Annotated in this window: 15 protein-coding genes and 1 riboswitch; of the genes, 4 read left to right on the top strand and 11 right to left on the bottom strand. The window is 68.5% G+C overall.

What is annotated here, in order from left to right; translation table 11 throughout:
* Positions 1–10 precede the first annotated feature (10 nt).
* The 7 genes from mlaD to VL15_RS35320 all read right to left on the bottom strand — a co-directional run bounded on the left by mlaD (position 11) and on the right by VL15_RS35320 (position 5,598).
* Positions 11–562 carry an outer membrane lipid asymmetry maintenance protein MlaD gene (mlaD, locus tag VL15_RS35290; RefSeq protein WP_048251412.1) on the bottom strand — a complete coding sequence of 184 codons (552 nt, stop codon included), beginning with the start codon at positions 560–562 and terminating at the stop codon, positions 11–13.
* 24 nt (positions 563–586) lie between these two features.
* Positions 587–1,354: a lipid asymmetry maintenance ABC transporter permease subunit MlaE gene (gene mlaE / locus VL15_RS35295; protein ID WP_048251413.1), complete on the bottom strand. Its 768-nt coding sequence runs from the start codon at positions 1,352–1,354 to the stop codon at positions 587–589.
* The gene (locus tag VL15_RS35300; RefSeq protein ID WP_027783343.1) at positions 1,351–2,172 is read right to left on the bottom strand and encodes an ABC transporter ATP-binding protein; all 822 of its coding nucleotides are present in this window, start codon (positions 2,170–2,172) and stop codon (positions 1,351–1,353) included. The genes mlaE and VL15_RS35300 overlap by 4 nt, the downstream gene beginning before the upstream one ends.
* A gap of 84 nt (positions 2,173–2,256) precedes the next feature.
* Complete coding sequence (gene thiE, locus VL15_RS39325) at positions 2,257–3,381, bottom strand: thiamine phosphate synthase (protein ID WP_048251414.1); 1,125 nt, start codon at positions 3,379–3,381, stop codon at positions 2,257–2,259.
* Positions 3,378–4,193, bottom strand: coding sequence for a thiazole synthase (locus VL15_RS35310; protein ID WP_034183640.1), 816 nt, complete (start codon positions 4,191–4,193; stop codon positions 3,378–3,380). The genes thiE and VL15_RS35310 overlap by 4 nt, the downstream gene beginning before the upstream one ends.
* A gap of 38 nt (positions 4,194–4,231) precedes the next feature.
* Complete coding sequence (thiS, locus tag VL15_RS35315; protein ID WP_027783340.1) at positions 4,232–4,429, bottom strand: sulfur carrier protein ThiS; 198 nt, start codon at positions 4,427–4,429, stop codon at positions 4,232–4,234.
* 32 nt (positions 4,430–4,461) lie between these two features.
* Entirely contained in the window at positions 4,462–5,598 is a 1,137-nt protein-coding gene (locus VL15_RS35320) for an FAD-dependent oxidoreductase (protein ID WP_048251415.1), read from the bottom strand.
* Between the two features lie 225 nt (positions 5,599–5,823).
* Positions 5,824–5,946: riboswitch (TPP riboswitch) on the bottom strand.
* 270 nt (positions 5,947–6,216) lie between these two features.
* Here VL15_RS35320 and VL15_RS35325 point away from each other — a divergent pair.
* From VL15_RS35325 to VL15_RS35340, 4 genes are all read left to right on the top strand, one after another.
* Positions 6,217–7,986, top strand: coding sequence for an ABC transporter ATP-binding protein/permease (locus VL15_RS35325; RefSeq protein ID WP_048251416.1), 1,770 nt, complete (start codon positions 6,217–6,219; stop codon positions 7,984–7,986).
* Positions 7,983–8,750 carry an SDR family NAD(P)-dependent oxidoreductase gene (locus tag VL15_RS35330; RefSeq protein ID WP_048251417.1) on the top strand — a complete coding sequence of 256 codons (768 nt, stop codon included), beginning with the start codon at positions 7,983–7,985 and terminating at the stop codon, positions 8,748–8,750. The genes VL15_RS35325 and VL15_RS35330 overlap by 4 nt, the downstream gene beginning before the upstream one ends.
* Positions 8,751–8,886: 136 nt before the next feature.
* A complete protein-coding gene (locus VL15_RS35335) occupies positions 8,887–10,149 on the top strand; it encodes an MFS transporter (RefSeq protein WP_048251418.1) in 1,263 nt (420 codons plus the stop codon).
* 25 nt (positions 10,150–10,174) lie between these two features.
* The gene (locus VL15_RS35340) at positions 10,175–11,458 is read left to right on the top strand and encodes a D-amino acid dehydrogenase (RefSeq protein WP_048251419.1); all 1,284 of its coding nucleotides are present in this window, start codon (positions 10,175–10,177) and stop codon (positions 11,456–11,458) included.
* A gap of 85 nt (positions 11,459–11,543) precedes the next feature.
* Here VL15_RS35340 and thpR read toward each other — a convergent pair whose 3' ends face one another.
* From thpR to VL15_RS35360, 4 genes are all read right to left on the bottom strand, one after another.
* Complete coding sequence (gene thpR, locus VL15_RS35345; RefSeq protein WP_048251420.1) at positions 11,544–12,110, bottom strand: RNA 2',3'-cyclic phosphodiesterase; 567 nt, start codon at positions 12,108–12,110, stop codon at positions 11,544–11,546.
* A complete protein-coding gene (locus VL15_RS35350) occupies positions 12,107–13,597 on the bottom strand; it encodes an alanine/glycine:cation symporter family protein (RefSeq protein WP_048251421.1) in 1,491 nt (496 codons plus the stop codon). The genes thpR and VL15_RS35350 overlap by 4 nt, the downstream gene beginning before the upstream one ends.
* Positions 13,598–13,892: 295 nt before the next feature.
* The gene (locus VL15_RS35355) at positions 13,893–15,089 is read right to left on the bottom strand and encodes a phytanoyl-CoA dioxygenase family protein (RefSeq protein ID WP_155420362.1); all 1,197 of its coding nucleotides are present in this window, start codon (positions 15,087–15,089) and stop codon (positions 13,893–13,895) included.
* Positions 15,035–16,501: a glutamate synthase subunit beta gene (locus tag VL15_RS35360; protein ID WP_048251422.1), complete on the bottom strand. Its 1,467-nt coding sequence runs from the start codon at positions 16,499–16,501 to the stop codon at positions 15,035–15,037. The genes VL15_RS35355 and VL15_RS35360 overlap by 55 nt, the downstream gene beginning before the upstream one ends.
* Positions 16,502–16,513 lie beyond the last annotated feature (12 nt).

Below are 16,513 nucleotides of genomic sequence, written 5' to 3' on the forward strand. Positions count from 1 at the left end.
TCTCGTGTGGTTATTGGGCCGCCGCACCGGACACAGCCGACGCAGGTACCGCCACCGGTGCCGGCGCGGCCGGCGCACCGGCTGCCGGCTTCGCGCCGCCCGCATCGGCGGCCTTGCTGTACAGGAACTGACCGATCAGGTTCTCGAGCACGATCGCCGATTGCGTCATCGTGATCGTATCGCCCGCCTTCAGCATTTCGGTGTCGCCGCCCGGCTCGAGGCCGATATATTGTTCGCCGAGCAGGCCCGACGTCAGGATCTTCGCCGACGAATCCTTCGGGAACGGGTACTGGCCGTCGATATCGATCGTCACCAGCGCCTGGTAGGTGTTCGTGTCGAAGCCGATCGCCTTCACGCGGCCGACCACGACACCCGCGCTCTTCACGGCCGCGCGCGGCTTCAGCCCGCCGATATTGTCGAATTTCATCTTCACCGCGTAGGTCGGCTGAAACGACAGCGAGCTCATGTTGCCGACCTTCAGCGCCAGGAACAGCACCGCAAGGAAGCCCACCACCACGAACAGGCCGACCCAGAAGTCGAGAGCAGTCTTTTTCATCGTCATCCCAAAATATGGCTTGGCTGAGGCTTAGCTGAACATCAGCGCAGTCAGCAGGAAATCGAGGCCGAGTACGGCGAGCGACGCGAACACGACCGTCTTGGTGGTCGCACGCGATACGCCTTCCGGCGTGGGCTTCGCTTCATACCCTTGAAACAGCGCAATGAAGGTCACGGCGAACCCGAACACGATGCTCTTCAGCACGCCGTTGCCGACGTCGGCCCAGACCTGGACCCCGCCCTGCATCTGCGACCAGAACGCGCCCGGATCGACGCCGATCAGTATGACGCCGACGATGTAGCCGCCGAGCACGCCGACCGCGCTGAAGATCGCGGCGAGCAGCGGCATCGTGATGATCCCCGCCCACATGCGCGGCGCGATCACCGTCTTGATCGGGTCCACGGCCATCATCTCGAGCGCGGTGAGCTGCTCGCCGGCCTTCATCAGGCCGATCTCGGCCGTGAGCGACGTGCCCGCGCGGCCCGCGAACAGCAGCGCGGTGACGACCGGCCCGAGTTCGCGCACGAGCGACAGCGCGACCAGCAGGCCGAGCGCCTGCTCGGAGCCGTAGCGGTTCAGCGTGTAATACCCCTGCAGGCCGAGCACGAAGCCGACGAACAGCCCCGACACGGCAATGATCACGAACGAATAGTTGCCGAGAAAGTGGATCTGCTTCGTGACAAGCCGCGGCCGGCGCAGCAGCGGGAAGAATTCCAGCACGAGGCGCACGAACAGGCGCGTGCCGTAGCCCGCGCGCCCGAGGCCGCCGATGACGTAACGTCCGATCGCGCTGATCATGCGCGCCCTCCGCCGAGCCCGAAATCCGCTGCGAGCGGCGGGCTCGTGTAATGAAATTTGAAGGGGCCGTCCGGCGCGCCGTCGATGAACTGACGCACGCTCGGATCGGTCGACGCACGCAGCTCGTCGGGCGTACCCTGCGCGAGCACGCCGCCGTTGGCCAGAAAATACACGTAGTCGGCAATCGCGAACGATTCCGGCACGTCGTGCGTAACGAGGATCGACGTCGCGCCGAGCGCCTGGTTCAGCGTGCGGATCAGGTTCGCGGTGATGCCGAGCGAAATGGGATCGAGGCCGGCGAACGGTTCGTCGTACATGATGAGCTGCGGATCGAGCGCGATCGCGCGCGCGAGCGCAATACGGCGCGCCATCCCGCCCGACACCTCGGACGGCATCAGGTCGCGCGCGCCGCGCAGCCCGACCGCGTTGAGCTTCATCAGCACAAGGTCGCGGATCAGGTCTTCGGGCAGATCGGTATGCTCGCGCAGCGCGAACGCGACGTTTTCGAACACCGACATGTCGGTGAACAACGCGCCGAACTGGAACAGCATGCCCATCTTGCGGCGCAGCGCGTACAGGCCGTCGCGCGTTTGCGCGCCGACATCGGCGCCGTCGAACAGCACCTGGCCGCGGCGCGCCCGCACGAGGCCGCCGATCAGGCGCAGCACGGTCGTCTTGCCGCAACCCGACCCGCCCATGACCGCGACCACCTGCCCGCGCCCGAAGCGCAGGTTCAGGTTGGACAGGACGAGGCGGTCGCCGTAGCCGAAGTCGACGTCGCGAAGTTCCAGCAATGTCTCGGGAGGAGTGGGGCTCACGGAGCGGACAGTCCTTTTACGCAGAACGCCGAATTATAGGGCCTGCATTGGAATGATGTCGTGACGCCGTTCCAGGCCCTGCGGTCAATGATTGTCAAATTGTCCGGCAAAACATTGCTGCAGCGCAATAAGCGCGGCCCGATAGTCGGCCGCGCCCGTGACCGCGCTGACCACCGCGACGCTGCCGACGCCCGTCGCCAGCACGGCCGGCAGCGCATCGAGCCCCACCCCGCCGATCGCGACGAGCGGTGCCTGCCCCCCCGCGAAGCGCGCGTAGCGGGCAATCCGCGCGAGGCCCTGCGGCGGCGCGGCGACGGCCTTGGTCGCGGTCGCGTACACGGGGCCGAGCGCAAGGTAGCTCGGGCGCTCGTGCAGCGCGCGCAACATCTCGTAATAACCATGGCTCGAAAGTCCGAGCCGCAGGCCCGCGCGGGCGATCGCGGCCAGATCGGCCGTTTCGAGATCTTCCTGGCCCAGATGAACGCCGTACGCACCTTCATCTGCAGCGATCTGCCAGTGATCGTTGATGAACACGCGCGCATCGGGATAACGACGCCCGGCCACGACCGCACGCGTAATTTCCCGGCGCAATGCGTCCGGTGTCGCGCCTTTCACGCGCAGTTGCACGGTCCGCACGCCGCAATCGAGCACGCGTTCGACCCATTCGGCATCCGGCACGACCGGATAGAGGCCGAGCTGCGCGGGGCACGGCGCGAACGCGGGCTCGGGCGCGGCCGGCAACCCGGCGACGCGCGGGAACCGCGCAGCGTCGACCGGCCAGGCGTCGACGGCGCGCGTCTCGTCGCCGTCGCGCCACGCCAGCGCGAGCACCAGCGCATCGACCGGCGCAAAGCCGCAATCGAGGAATGCGGCGAGCGCCGCGATCCAGTCGTCCGCCAGCGGATGCGCGGCTTCGAGCGCGTAGCGCGCGCCCGCCGCGTGCAGTACCGCACCCTGCTCGTCGAATTCGATCGCGACCGCGTCCGACGACGCGGGCCGCGAGACGGCCGAAGCACGCATCTGCGCGATGCGGTCGCCGGCCGACACGATCAGCACATCGCCGTCGGCCGGCGCATCGGGCACCGCCACGCAAAGCCGCCACGGTGCCGCGTCGCGCGGCCAGTCGCCGAGCCGTGCGCGAATCCGTTCGGCCGCTTCGGCCAGCTCGTCGGCCGGCGGCCAGAAGGCATCGGCGAACCGCGCGCTCATGCGCCGCCCCCGTCCTGGTGCCAGAACGGCATCCCGACGACCGGCGTGCTCGCATGCGCGGTCTCGCGCGCGTCCATCGGCCCGGCGAGATACGCGGCACGGCCGGCCTCGACGCCCTGCGCGAAGGCGCGCGCCATGATCTCGGGGTGTGTGGCCTGCGACACGGCGGTGTTCAACAACACGCCGTCGAAGCCCCACTCCATCACCTGGCACGCGTGCGACGGCACGCCGAGCCCCGCGTCGACGATCAGCGGCACGTCGGGCAGCCGCTCGCGCAGCACGCGCAAGCCGTACGGGTTCACGACGCCCTTGCCCGTGCCGATCGGCGCGCCCCACGGCATCAGCGCCTCGCAGCCGACGTCGAGCAGGCGCCGGCCGATCACGAGATCCTCGGTGCAGTACGGCAGCACCTTGAAACCGTCCTTGACCAGCTGCGCGGCGGCCTCGATCAGCCCGACCGGGTCGGGCTGCAGCGTGTAGTCGTCGCCGATCAGCTCGAGCTTGATCCAGTCGGTGCCGAACACCTCGCGCGCCATGTGCGCGGTCGTCACGGCTTCGGCGACGGTCTGGCAGCCGGCCGTGTTCGGCAGCAGCGGCACCGCGTGGCGCTTGAGCAGGTCGAAGAAGCCGGCTTCGGCCGTACCGCCCGTCATCTGGCGGCGCAGCGCGACCGTCACCATCCCCGGCCGCGACGCGGCGATCGAATCGGACAGCGACTGCAGCGACGGATAGCGCGACGTGCCGAGCAGCACGCGGCTTGCGAAGGTTTCGCCGTACAGCGTCAGCGCGTCGGCGGATGTGAGGGACGTCATGTCGTTTTCCTGGAAGAGCGGGGACGAACCGGCGGCGCTCAGCCGCCCGCGACGGGGTGCACGACGTCGAGCTTGTCGCCCGCCGCGAGTGCGCGCGCCGCATGCTGCGTGCGCGCGACGAAGTTGCCGTTCAGCGCGACCGCGTACGGCGGACGCGCGCCGTACGCGGCGAGCGCGTCGGCCACCGTCGCGCCGTCGGGCAGCGTCAGGGTCTGTTGGTTGATCTGGATATCCATGAGGCTTCGTCGGATTCGGTCGGCAGCGCGCGTCAGGCCGGCTGGCGCGCGTCGTTGCGGTGATGAAGGAGCGTCGGCCAGCGTGCGGCGTCGCGCCAGGCGGCGAACGCGTCGGCATCGCCGAACGCGCCGCCGAGCGCGGCTTCGGCGCACGCGACCGCCGCGTGCGCGACTTCCGGCGCGATCATGAAGCCGTGCCGGTACAGGCCATTGACGGCCAGCGTCGACGCGCCGTCCCAGATCACCGCGGGGCGATGGTCGGGCAGCGTCGGCCGGCAGTGCGAATTGAGTTCGAGGATGCGCGCCTCGCCGAACGCCGGATGCACGGAGAATGCCGCGCTCAGCAGTTCGAGCGCGGAGCGTACGCTCACGGGCGACATGTCCTCGCCCTCCACCTCGGTCGCGCCGATCACATAGAGATCGTCCTGTTTCGGCGCGATGTACAGCGGATAGCGCGGATGCAGCAGCCGTACGGGCCGCGTGAGCCCGATACCGGGCGCATGCACGCGCGCGACTTCGCCGCGGATGCCGCGCAGCGCGGGCAGCGCGGATTTCGCGCCGAGCCCGCGGCAATCGATCGTGAAATGCGCATCGGGCAGGTTCGCGTCGTCGATCGTGACGTGCCAGTGCAGGTCGACCCCGCGCTCGACGAGACCCGCGGCCAGCGCGCGCAGCGCCTGGCGATTGTCGAGCTGGCCTTCGCGCGGCAGCAGCAGGCCGCGCGCGAAACGGCCCGCGAGTGCGGGCTCGGCCGCATCGACCTGCGCACCGGCGAGCGTCACGAAGCCGCCGTCGAACAGGTCGGCCGGCGCGTTCGCGCGCACGCGCCGCTCGAACAGCGGCGCCTCCGCGCGGTCCGCCTGATGCCAGACGACGAGCGTGCCGTGATGCTGGAAGAAGACGGGTTCGGGCAGTTCCGCAAGCCACTGCGGCCAACGCGCGAGCGACGCGGCGCCGAGCTCGGTGATCAGCAACTCCGCGCTCGCCGCTTCCGCGAGCGGCGCGAGCATCGCGGCCGCGATCCACGCGGCCGACTGCTCGCCGTCCGGGCCGCCACGCTCGTAGAGCGCGACGCGATGCCCGTCGCCCGCGAGCCGCCATGCGATCAGGCGGCCGACGAGGCCGCCGCCGAGCACCGCGAAATCCGGCCGTGAATCGGGAACGTTCATCGCGCCCCCTCCGCGCGAGCGCGCACGACGAACGTCGACGCGCACGCGCCGTCCCGTGCGAACGCACGCGACATCGGGCCGGGAGCCATGCAAAAGACTGAAGATTGTGCGGTCATCATTCCTTCCGTAACGCGCAATGCGCGTACCCAAAAGGACGAAACCGGCAGCAAAGGCCGGCCGGGCGGGACTCGGGCGCTGACCATGTGGGATGGCGGCCAGCGCGGCCCGGCGGGATCAGAAACTTCCCTCGCCGGTATTACCCGGATCGGGTGCGAAGGGTCTTTCTCAGCCTCGCTGCACCGCCTGGAACATCCGCCGGCCGCGCACGAAGCACCCCTGTTTCGTCGACGGCCATTAGACCATAAAAGCGGAAAGCGCCGCAAACTGTCCCCCATGCGGCAAATTCGCCGGCGCGGCGCGCCGCTCTGGCACAATGCCCGCAGGCCGGCCGCGCGAGCGGCCGGTTGCCGCGTCACCGCCGGCCCTTAAGTGCCGTTTAAGACGCGCGGGCGACCATCCGTGCGCCCGCCGTCAGTCGGCGCCGCGCCCCGGCATGCCGTATCGCGGTGCGCGCCCGGCTTCGCCCGGCCCGCGCGCCGGCTACTCATCAGGAAGCACATGACCCAATCGATCGATCCCGTCCGCTCCGCCTCCGACGCGCCACAGGACGAGCGCCCGGTATCCGCGTGGAGCCTCATCAAGCCCTACTGGGTATCGTCCGAATGGAAAATCGCGTGGGGACTGCTGGTCACGATCATCGCGATCAACCTCTGCGTGGTGTGGATCAACGTCCGCCTGAACAAGTGGAACGCCGAGTTCTACAACGCGCTGCAGTCGAAGGACGTCCACGACTTCCCGAACCTGCTGATGCAGTTCTCCGTGCTCGCGTTCGCGTTCATCATCCTCGCGGTGTATGGCCGCTACCTGCGGCAGATGCTCGGCTTCCGCTGGCGCCAGTGGCTCACCGACCGCTTCCTCGGCCAGTGGCTCGGCGATCGCGCGTTCTACCGGATCGAGCGTGACCGCCTCGCCGACAACCCCGACCAGCGGATCACCGACGACCTCCAGTCGTTCTCGACCACGACGCTCGCGCTGTCGCTCGACCTGCTGTCGACGGTCGTCACGCTCGTGTCGTTCATCACGATCCTGTGGTCGCTCGCCGGCGCGCTGACGCTCACGCTTGGCGCCACGCCGATCTCGATTCCCGGCTACATGGTGTGGGCGGCCGCGCTGTACGCCGTGGTCGGCTCGCTGATCATCCAGAAGGTCGGCCATCCGCTCGTGTCGATCAACTACCAGCAGCAGCGCGTCGAGGCCGATTTCCGCTTCGGGCTGATCCGCGTGCGCGAGAACGCCGAGCAGATCGCGTTCTACGACGGCGAGAAGACCGAGACCGGCAACGCGCAAGGCCTCTTCTCGCGCATCCGCGACAACTGGTGGCGCGTGATGAAGTACACGAAGCGGCTCACGTTCGTGCTGAGCTTCTACGGGCAGATCGCGATCATCTTCCCGCTCGTCGTCGCCGCGCCGCGCTATTTCGCGGGCGCATTCTCGTTCGGCGTGCTGATGCAGATCTCGTCCGCGTTCGGCACCGTCAGCGATTCGTTCTCGTGGTTCATCAACAGCTACTCGACACTCGTCGAATGGCGCGCCACCGTCAACCGTCTGCGCGAATTCAAGCGCGTGATGGGCACGTCGCACCTGAAGGAAAGCCTGTCGCCCGCGACCGAGCACGGCGGCATCAACCTGCATTACATCAACGGCGCGAAGCTGTCGACGTCGTCGCTCAAGCTCGCGCTGCCGAACGGCAACGCGCTCGCGAACATCGGCAGCGTCACGATCGAGCCCGGCTCGCGCTGGCTCGTGATCGGCAAGTCGGGTTCCGGCAAGAGCACGTTCATGCGTGCGCTCGCCGGCCTGTGGCCGTTCGGCGACGGTGCGATCGACGCGCCGGTCGGCGCGCGGATGATGTTCGTGCCGCAGACGAGCTATTTGCCGATCGGCACGCTGAAGGCCGCGCTCACCTATCCGGCGACGCCCGACACGTTCAGCGACGACGCCTGCCGCGACGCGCTGCGCGCATGCCACCTCGAGGATTACGTCGAGCGCCTCGACGAGACCGCGCACTGGACCCGCGTGCTGTCGCCGGGCGAACAGCAGCGCCTGGCCGGTGCACGCGTGCTGCTGCACAAGCCCGACTTCCTGTTTCTCGACGAAGCCACCAGCGCGCTCGACGCCGACAACGAGGCACGCCTCTACCACCTGTTCGCCGAACGGCTGCCGAAGGCCGCGATCGTCAGCATCGCGCACCGCGAGTCGCTGGCCGCGTTCCATGGCGGCACGATCCACGTCGAACGCGTGAACAACAGCGACAAGGTCGCGGCGTGAGCGCACGCGCCGCGCGCATCGCGCTGATCACCGGCGCAGGCTCGGGGATCGGCGCGGCGCTTGCGCGGTGGCTCGCGGCGCCCGGCATCGCGCTGGCGCTGCACGCGCGCGGCGCCGACGACGCGGCGCGGGCCCGGCTCGCCGAAGTCGCGCAAGCCTGTACGGCGGCCGGCGCGAAGTGCATCACCCTCACCGGCGATCTCGCCGCACCGGGCGTCGCGGCCACGCTCGTCGATGCAACCGCCACGCACTTCGGCGGTCTCGACCAGCTCGTCGCGAACGCCGGTTTCGCCGCGCGGCAGGCCTTTTCCGATCTTTCCGCAGACACGCTCGCGTCCGCCTTCGCGGCGATGCCCGGCGCATTTTCCGCGCTCGCGGGCCGTGCACGACCGCTGCTCGAAGCGTCGGCCGCGCCGCGAATCGTCGCGGTCAGTTCGTTCGTCGCGCACCGCTACCGCGCCGATGCGCCGTTCGCGGCGACCGCCGCCGCAAAGGCCGCGCTCGAATCGCTCGTGCGCACCGCGGCGGCCGAATTCGCCTCGCACGGCATCACCGTCAACGCGGTCGCGCCGGGCTTCACGCGCAAGGATCACGGGCCGAGTGCCGGCAACGCCGCCGCGTGGGCGCAGGCCGAACAGGCGACCCCGCTCGGCAGGATCGCCGAACCCGACGACGTCGCCGCATTGATCGCGTTCCTGCTGTCGGACGCGGCGCGGCAGATTACCGGCCAGGTCGTCCACATCGACGGCGGCCTGACGCTCTGACGCGGCGTCGCCCCCGCCTTCCCGCCTCTCCGATTTCCTGCACGAACCTGCGTTGGCCTTTTTTGGCCGGCCCCATCGCGACCGTAAAATAACCGCCACGCGGCAGCGCGAGACGAGACAAGAGGGGACGGCAAGCATGCAGGCATTCCAGTGGTTCAACGAATTGTCGTCGCGCGAGCGCAAGACGCTGTACGCCGGATTCGGCGGCTACGCGGTCGATGCGTTCGATTTCATGATCTATTCGTTCCTGATTCCGACGCTGATCGCGACCTGGGGGATGTCGAAGAGCGAGGCCGGGATGATCGCGACGAGTTCGCTGATCTCGTCGGCGATCGGCGGCTGGGTCGCCGGCATCCTCGCCGACCGCTACGGCCGCGTGCGCGTGCTGCAGTGGACGATCGCGACGTTCGCGCTGTTCACGTGCCTGTCCGGTTTCACGCACTCGTTCTGGCAGCTCCTTGCGACGCGCACGCTGCAGGGCTTCGGCTTCGGCGGCGAATGGTCGGTCGTGACGATCATGATGGCCGAGACGATCCGCTCGCCCGAGCATCGCGCGAAGGCCGTCGGCACCGTGCAGAGCAGCTGGTCGTTCGGCTGGGCCGCGGCCGCGATCCTCTACTGGGCGTTCTTCGCGTTGCTGCCCGAGCAGGTCGCGTGGCGCGCATGCTTCTGGATCGGCATCGTGCCCGCGCTGTGGATCCTCTATATCCGCCGCAACGTCAGCGATCCGGACATCTACACGACCACGCGCCGCGCGCGCGACGAAGGCCGCGTATCGGGCCACTTCCTCGAGATCTTCTCGCCGCCGCACCTGCGCGCGACGCTGTTCGGCAGCGCACTGTGCACCGGGATGCTCGGCGGCTACTACGCGATCACGACCTGGCTGCCCACCTACCTGAAAACCGTCCGCCACCTGTCGGTGTTCAACACGAGCGGCTATCTCGTCGTGTTGATCGTCGGCTCGTTCGTCGGTTATGTGGTCGGCGCGATCCTGTCCGACCGGCTCGGCCGCCGCGCGTCGTTCATCCTGTTCGCGATCGGCTCGTTCTCGCTCGGCATGGCGTACACGATGCTGCCGATCACCGACACCGCGATGCTGCTGCTCGGCTTTCCGCTCGGCATCGTCGTGCAGGGCATTTTCGCGGGCGTCGGCGCGTACCTGTCGGAGCTGTATCCGGGCGCGATCCGCGGCTCGGGTCAGGGCTTCTGCTACAACCTCGGCCGCGGGCTCGGCTCGTTCTTCCCGATCCTCGTCGGCTCGCTGTCGCAATCGATGTCGCTCGTGAAAGCGATCGGCCTCGTCGCCGGTGGCGGCTACCTGCTCGTGATCGTCGCCGCGCTCGTGCTGCCGGAAACGCGCGGCAAGTCGCTCGTCGACGAGCCGGCCGTCGCATCGTGAGCGCCCGCTTCGTTCCGGAAACCGCATGCACGTGATCGTTCTCGGCGCCGGCGTGATCGGCGTCACCACCGCCTGGCACCTGCGCGAAGCAGGCTGCGACGTCACCGTGATCGAACGCGAAGCCGATGTCGCGCAGGCGACGAGCCTCGGCAACGCGGGCGTGATCGCGCCCGGCTACGTGACGCCGTGGGCCGCCCCCGGCATGCCCGGCAAGATCCTCAAGTACCTGTTCAAGCCCGCGTCGCCGCTGATCTTCCGGCCGACGCTCGATGCGGCGCAGTGGCGCTGGATCGCGCGCTGGCTGCGCGAATGCGAATTCGAGCGGTTCCGCGTGAACAAGCAGCGGATGCAGCGCATCGCGTATTACAGCCGCGCGTGCCTGCATGGGTTTCACGAGCGTTATCCGTTCGACTATGGCGCGAGCCGCGGCTACCTGCAGTTGCTGCGCGGCGCGTTCGACGTCGAGATGGTGCAGCCCGCGCTGAAGGTGCTGCGCGACGCCGGCATCGCGTTTCGCGAACTCGACGCGGCCGGCTGCACGGCGATCGAGCCGGGCCTGCGCTGGGCTCGGCAGGCGCCCGTCGGCGGTATCTACCTGCCCGACGACGAAGCCGGCGACTGCGCACGCTTCACACGCGAACTGCGTGCATTGTGCGAGACGAACGGCGTGACGTTCCGCTTTCGCACCGAGATCCGCGCGCTCGACGTCGCGGGCGGCAAGGTGCGTGGCGTGCGGGTCGATTCACCGGACGACGAAGCCGCCGCACGAAGCGATGCCCCGCTCGCGGCCGACGCGATCGTCGTCGCGCTCGGCGTCGACAGCGCCGGCCTGCTGCGCCCGCACGGCATCGACGTGCCGCTGTATCCGGTGAAGGGTTACTCGGCGACGCTCGCGGTCGTCGATGACGAAAAGGCGCCGCGCGCCGCGCTGATGGACGAATCGCTGAAGACGGCGATCACGCGCTTCGGCCCGACACTGCGCATCGCGGGTACCGCGGAACTCGGCAACCGGCACGCGGCGCTTAGGCAGCAGGCACTCGATACGCTGATGAAGGTGCTCGACGACTGGTTTCCGCACGCGGCCGATCGCACGTCGGCGCGCTTCTGGGTCGGCCGCCGGCCGATGACGCCCGACGGGCCGCCGCTGCTCGGCACGAGCGGGATCGACGGACTCTGGCTCAACGTCGGCCACGGCTCGACGGGCTGGGCGATGTCGATGGGTTCGGGAAAGGTGCTGGCGGATCTCGTCACGGGACGCGAGCCGGAGATCGATCTGTCGGGCCTGACGCTCGCGCGTTACGGCCGGTAGGCTCGGCACCGGGCAACGCCGTCGACGCAATGCGCGAGCGCGATACGCGCAGCGCGCGGCCATCGCGGTGCGCCGCGAGAACCGCTCAACCCGCTGCCCGGCCTTCCGCCCAGGCGATCGGCGCCGACACGATCGGCCGATGCGATACGCCCTCGTGCGACAACCGGCTTTCGAACAGCGTCAGCGCTTCGATGCGCAGCACGACCGGCCGCCCCGGCGCGCCGCCGTGCGCGGGCTGGCCGACCGCGTCGCGCGGCAGCCGCGCGAGCGTCACGTGCGGCCGGAACGGCCGCCGGTCGGCCGGCACGCCGAGTCCGCGCAGCAGCGTTGCCAGCCCCGCACTCAGCGCGACGCACGCGGGTTCGGCCTCGAGCTCCGCGACGATCAGTCGCGCGCGCGGCAGGCTCGGCCACCACGCGATCCGCTCGACCGGCAGCAGCGGCAGCGCATGCGCGGCCGCGAGCGCGGGCAGATGCGCGGCCAGCGCGTCGCAACGTTCCCGTTCGATCGCGCCAATGAATGCGAGCGTCATGTGCAGTTGCGCGGGCAGCGTGCGCCGCGCACCGCGGGTGACCGGCAACGCGTGCAGCGCGTCGCGCGACGCCGCATCGGGCATCAGCGCGACGAACGCACGGAGCCGATCGCCGTTCATGACTCACTCACCGCGGCGCGCGGCGCGCGCGCCGGACCGGCCGAAGCGGGACGCTGCGGCAGCGGGCCGTGCTCGCCCCACACGTCGGCCGGCAACACGCGCGCAAGTTCGGGGATCGTGTTGCGCGTGAACACCGGATCGGCAACGCCTGCCGCGCGCTGGCGGCGATAGTCGGCCCACGCGGCGTGTGCATACTTGCCGAGCGCGAGGATCGCGATCAGGTTGATGATCGCCATCAGCCCCATGCTCGTATCGGCCATCGCCCACACGAGCGGCAACTGCCCGACGCTGCCGAACATCACCATCCCGAGCACCGCGACGCGGAACAGCGGCAGCACGCCGCGCCGCTTCGTGATGAATTCGACGTTGCCTTCCGCATACGCGTAGTTGCCGATCACCGACGAGAACGCGAGGAAGAAGATCGCAACGGCCATGTAGATGCCCCCCCAGTCGCCGACGTGGCTCGAGATCGCGCGCTGCGTGAGCGCCGCGCCTTCCATGCCTGTGCCGAGTTCGTACTGGCCCGACAGCAGGATCACGAACGCGGTCGCGCTGCAGATCACGATCGTGTCGACGAACACGCCGAGCATCTGGATCAGCCCCTGCGTGACCGGGTGCCGGGTGCTCGCGGTCGCGGCCGCGTTCGGCGCGCTGCCCATCCCCGCCTCGTTCGAGAACAGCCCGCGCTTCACGCCGATCGCGATCGCCTGGCTGACCGCATAGCCCGTCAGGCCGCCCGCCGCCTGCTCGAAGCCGAACGCGCTTTTCACGATCAGCGCGATCGCGCCCGGCACCAGCGTGATGTGCGTCGCGACCGCGTACACCGCCAGCGCGAGGTAGCCGATCGCCATCAGCGGCACGATCACCTGCGCGACCGTCGCGATCCGGCGGATGCCGCCGAAGATGATCGGTGCGCTCAGCAGCACGAGGCTGAGGCCGACCGTCTCGCGGCTCAATCCGAACGACGTATGGAACGCGTCGGCGATCGCGTTGGCCTGCACCGCGTTGAACACGAAGCCGAACGCGAGGATCAGCGACAGCGAGAACAGCACGCCGAAGGCGCGCGAACGCAGGCCCGTCTGGATGTAGTACGCGGGGCCGCCGCGATAGCTGCCGTCCGGGTGCGAGACCTTGAAGATCTGCGCGAGCGTTGCCTCGACGAACGCCGACGACATCCCGACCAGCGCCGTCATCCACATCCAGAAGATCGCGCCCGGCCCGCCGACCGTCAGCGCGACCGCGACGCCCGCGATGTTGCCGGTGCCGACGCGGCTCGCGAGCCCGGTCGCGAACGCCTGGAACGACGAAATGCTGCCCGGCTCGCCCTTGCTGCCGACCAGCTTCATGCTGAGGAACAACGCCTTCAGCTGGATCATCCGGAACCGCAACGTGAACCACGCACCGGCGCCGAGCAGCAGCGCGATCAGCACGTAATTCCACAACACGCCGTTGACGGCGTCGATCAGCCCATGCACGAATGCTTCCATCCGGTTTCCTTGTAAATAGGGTCAGTCACATGCAGCCACCGCGAACGCGGCCCGAGGGACGACATGATATGACAGTTTTCAAGGATTATTACAAAACGAAAGAAATTGAAATGCAGAGAAATCGCAGCTGGATGTCATCAGGTTAGACGACGCTTCGCGAAAATGCGGGTGGCCGAACAAAGGTGGACGGTGAGACACGCAGCGGCGCTGCCGACGTTACGGCATGGTGTCGAAGCAATTCACCGGCTGTCCGACAGCGCCTCGCCAACCTCCGCGTGCGCCACCGTCCCTCCAGTCAGCGAAGCCGCCATTCGACAGGGATGTCGAAGACCAGCCCGGACAATCCGCTGGCGAGCACGACTCGCGCGAAATGTGCCCAGGACGGGTCGATGGCCGCGAATTGCTCGTATTGCAGGATCTGCTTGGCGATCAATTCGAGCCGAAGGCCGGCGGCGGGCAACATGTCGGGCTTCAGCAGCGGCGGATTCAACGGGCCCAGTGCCTCGACCTGCGCGCCGATCGACATGCTGATGCGCGATGTCTCCGAGAGCGTGCTGCCGCGGCTGCCCCAATGCAGCAGGGACTGGCTCCACATCATCAGATCGCCGGCGGCGCCGGGGAGCGCACGGATATCCCGCACGTCGAATCCGGCTTGCGACACACGATCCGTTCCGTGATCGGGATCGCGATGCTTCGGCAGCAGCATCACGCAACCCGTGGACGAATCGACGGGCGTCAACGGCATCCACAGCGACAGCGCGCCGGCGCGCCCGTCCGGCAGCAGCGATCTCGCCCCCGCATCGCGGTGCATGCTCCAGCCGGCCTGCCCCGCCTTCGCGCTGACGTGCCATACCCAGAAATCCGGCATCAGCATGAAGGCCGTGGTACCCAGCGCCGCCGCGACGACCTTCTGCAGCCGCCAGTAGGTGAGCCAGAATTCGTCGCACACGAAAGCGAACACCGGCGGAATGCCGGTCTGCGCGAGGCTCGTCACCATGTCGCGCATCGCGGCAAGCGGGAAGGTGCTGCGCACGTCGTCGGCCGGTGTGTACTGCGCGAAGCCTTCCAGCGTCATCCGCGCCCCGATCGCGTCGACGACACGCATGTCGACGTCGATCTGCCGCTGCTGCGCGACGAACGCGTGGTCTTCGACGTGTAGGCCTCGGCCGTGCGAAAGCAGCAGCGCAACGACGTCCTCCAGACGAACGCGGTTGCCGTCGGCCGTGAAGCACGGGCGGGTGATTTCGGGGGCGTTGTCTCGAAACATGGTGTGCAGGACGCGATCGTGGTTGACGCAGGAATCGGTCGTCGATCGGGCCGGTGCCCTGCACTGTGTTCCGTGCATGTTAAGCGGCAACCTGGCGGCCGTGCACGTAAAAAAACCGGGCGTCCTGTCGGACGCCCGGTTTTCATCGAAACCCGCTCGCGGTATTCCGCTCAGCGCGGCAGTTCCGTATGCCCCATCAGGTACGCATCGACCGAGCGCGCGCACTGGCGGCCTTCGCGGATCGCCCACACCACGAGCGACTGGCCGCGGCGCATGTCGCCCGCCGCGAACACCTTGTCGACCGACGTGTAGTACGAGCGATCGCCTTCGGTCGCCGCACGGGCGTTGCCGCGCGCGTCCTTCGCGACGCCGAACGCGTCGAGCACCGGCGCGGCCGGCTGCGTGAAGCCCATCGCGAGCAGCACGAGATCGGCCTTCAGCTCGAACTCGGAACCCGGCACTTCCTGCATCTTGCCGTCCTTCCACTCGACGCGCGCCGCGATCAGCTTCTCGACCTTGCCGTTCTTGCCTTCGAGGCGCTTCGTCGCGACCGCCCAGTCGCGCTCGCAGCCTTCCTCGTGCGACGACGACGTGCGCAGCTTGATCGGCCAGTACGGCCACACGAGCGGCTTGTTTTCCTCTTCCGGCGGCTGCGGCAGCAGCTCGAACTGCGTGACCTGCTTCGCGCCGTGGCGGTTCGACGTGCCGACGCAGTCCGAACCCGTATCGCCGCCGCCGATCACGATCACGTGCTTGCCCTTCGCAACCAGCTGGTCGACGAGCTTGTCGCCCGCGTTCACGCGGTTCTGCTGCGGCAGGAAGTCCATCGCGAAATGGACGCCGGCGAGCTCGCGGCCCGGCACCGGCAGATCGCGCGGCGTTTCCGAACCGCCCGCGATCACGACCGCGTCGAATTCTTCCTTCAGCGTGTCCGGCGAGATGGTTTCCTTCGCGAGGCTGCCGATCGACTCCGGCAGCGGATCCTTGCCGATGAACACGCTGGTGCGGAACGTCACGCCTTCCGCTTCCATCTGGCGCATGCGGCGGTCGATCAGCCACTTCTCGAGCTTGAAGTCGGGAATCCCGTAACGCAGCAGGCCGCCGACCCGGTCGCTCTTCTCGAACACCGTCACGTCGTGGCCCGCGCGCGCGAGCTGCTGCGCGGCGGCGAGGCCCGCGGGGCCCGAACCGACGACGGCGACCTTCTTGCCCGTCTTGTGCTCGGCCGGCAGCGGCTTCACCCAGCCTTCCGCCCAGGCCTTGTCGATGATCGCGTGCTCGATCGACTTGATGCCGACCGGGTCGTCGTTGATCCCGAGCGTGCACGCGGACTCGCACGGCGCCGGGCAGATCCGGCCCGTGAATTCCGGGAAGTTGTTGGTCGAATGCAGGACTTCGATCGCCTGCTGCCAGTCCTGGCGGTAAACGAGATCGTTGAAGTCCGGGATGATGTTGTTGACCGGGCAGCCGTTGTTGCAGAACGGGATGCCGCAATCCATGCAGCGCGCGCCCTGGACCTTCGCGTCCGCGTCGGTCAGTGCCGCGACGAATTCCTTGTAGTGCTTCACGCGCGTGAGCGGTGCTTCGTACGCCTCGTGGCGGCGTTCGAACTCCAGAAAACCGGTTGCCTTGCCCATAAGGTGCTCTTC

This window comes from Burkholderia cepacia (assembly GCF_001039005.1).
GTDB classification, from domain to species: Bacteria; Pseudomonadota; Gammaproteobacteria; order Burkholderiales; family Burkholderiaceae; genus Burkholderia; species Burkholderia theae.

Coding starts and splice junctions, on each gene's coding strand:
- VL15_RS35360 (WP_048251422.1), bottom strand. CDS start 16,501: ATGGGCAAGGCAACCGGTTTTCTGGAGTTCGAACGCCGCCACGAGGCG.
- VL15_RS35310 (WP_034183640.1), bottom strand. CDS start 4,193: ATGACGTCCCTCACATCCGCCGACGCGCTGACGCTGTACGGCGAAACC.
- VL15_RS35335 (WP_048251418.1), top strand. CDS start 8,887: ATGCAGGCATTCCAGTGGTTCAACGAATTGTCGTCGCGCGAGCGCAAG.
- VL15_RS35320 (WP_048251415.1), bottom strand. CDS start 5,598: ATGAACGTTCCCGATTCACGGCCGGATTTCGCGGTGCTCGGCGGCGGC.
- mlaD (WP_048251412.1), bottom strand. CDS start 562: ATGACGATGAAAAAGACTGCTCTCGACTTCTGGGTCGGCCTGTTCGTG.
- thpR (WP_048251420.1), bottom strand. CDS start 12,110: ATGAACGGCGATCGGCTCCGTGCGTTCGTCGCGCTGATGCCCGATGCG.
- VL15_RS35350 (WP_048251421.1), bottom strand. CDS start 13,597: ATGGAAGCATTCGTGCATGGGCTGATCGACGCCGTCAACGGCGTGTTG.
- mlaE (WP_048251413.1), bottom strand. CDS start 1,354: ATGATCAGCGCGATCGGACGTTACGTCATCGGCGGCCTCGGGCGCGCG.
- VL15_RS35340 (WP_048251419.1), top strand. CDS start 10,175: ATGCACGTGATCGTTCTCGGCGCCGGCGTGATCGGCGTCACCACCGCC.
- VL15_RS35325 (WP_048251416.1), top strand. CDS start 6,217: ATGACCCAATCGATCGATCCCGTCCGCTCCGCCTCCGACGCGCCACAG.
- thiS (WP_027783340.1), bottom strand. CDS start 4,429: ATGGATATCCAGATCAACCAACAGACCCTGACGCTGCCCGACGGCGCG.
- thiE (WP_048251414.1), bottom strand. CDS start 3,381: ATGAGCGCGCGGTTCGCCGATGCCTTCTGGCCGCCGGCCGACGAGCTG.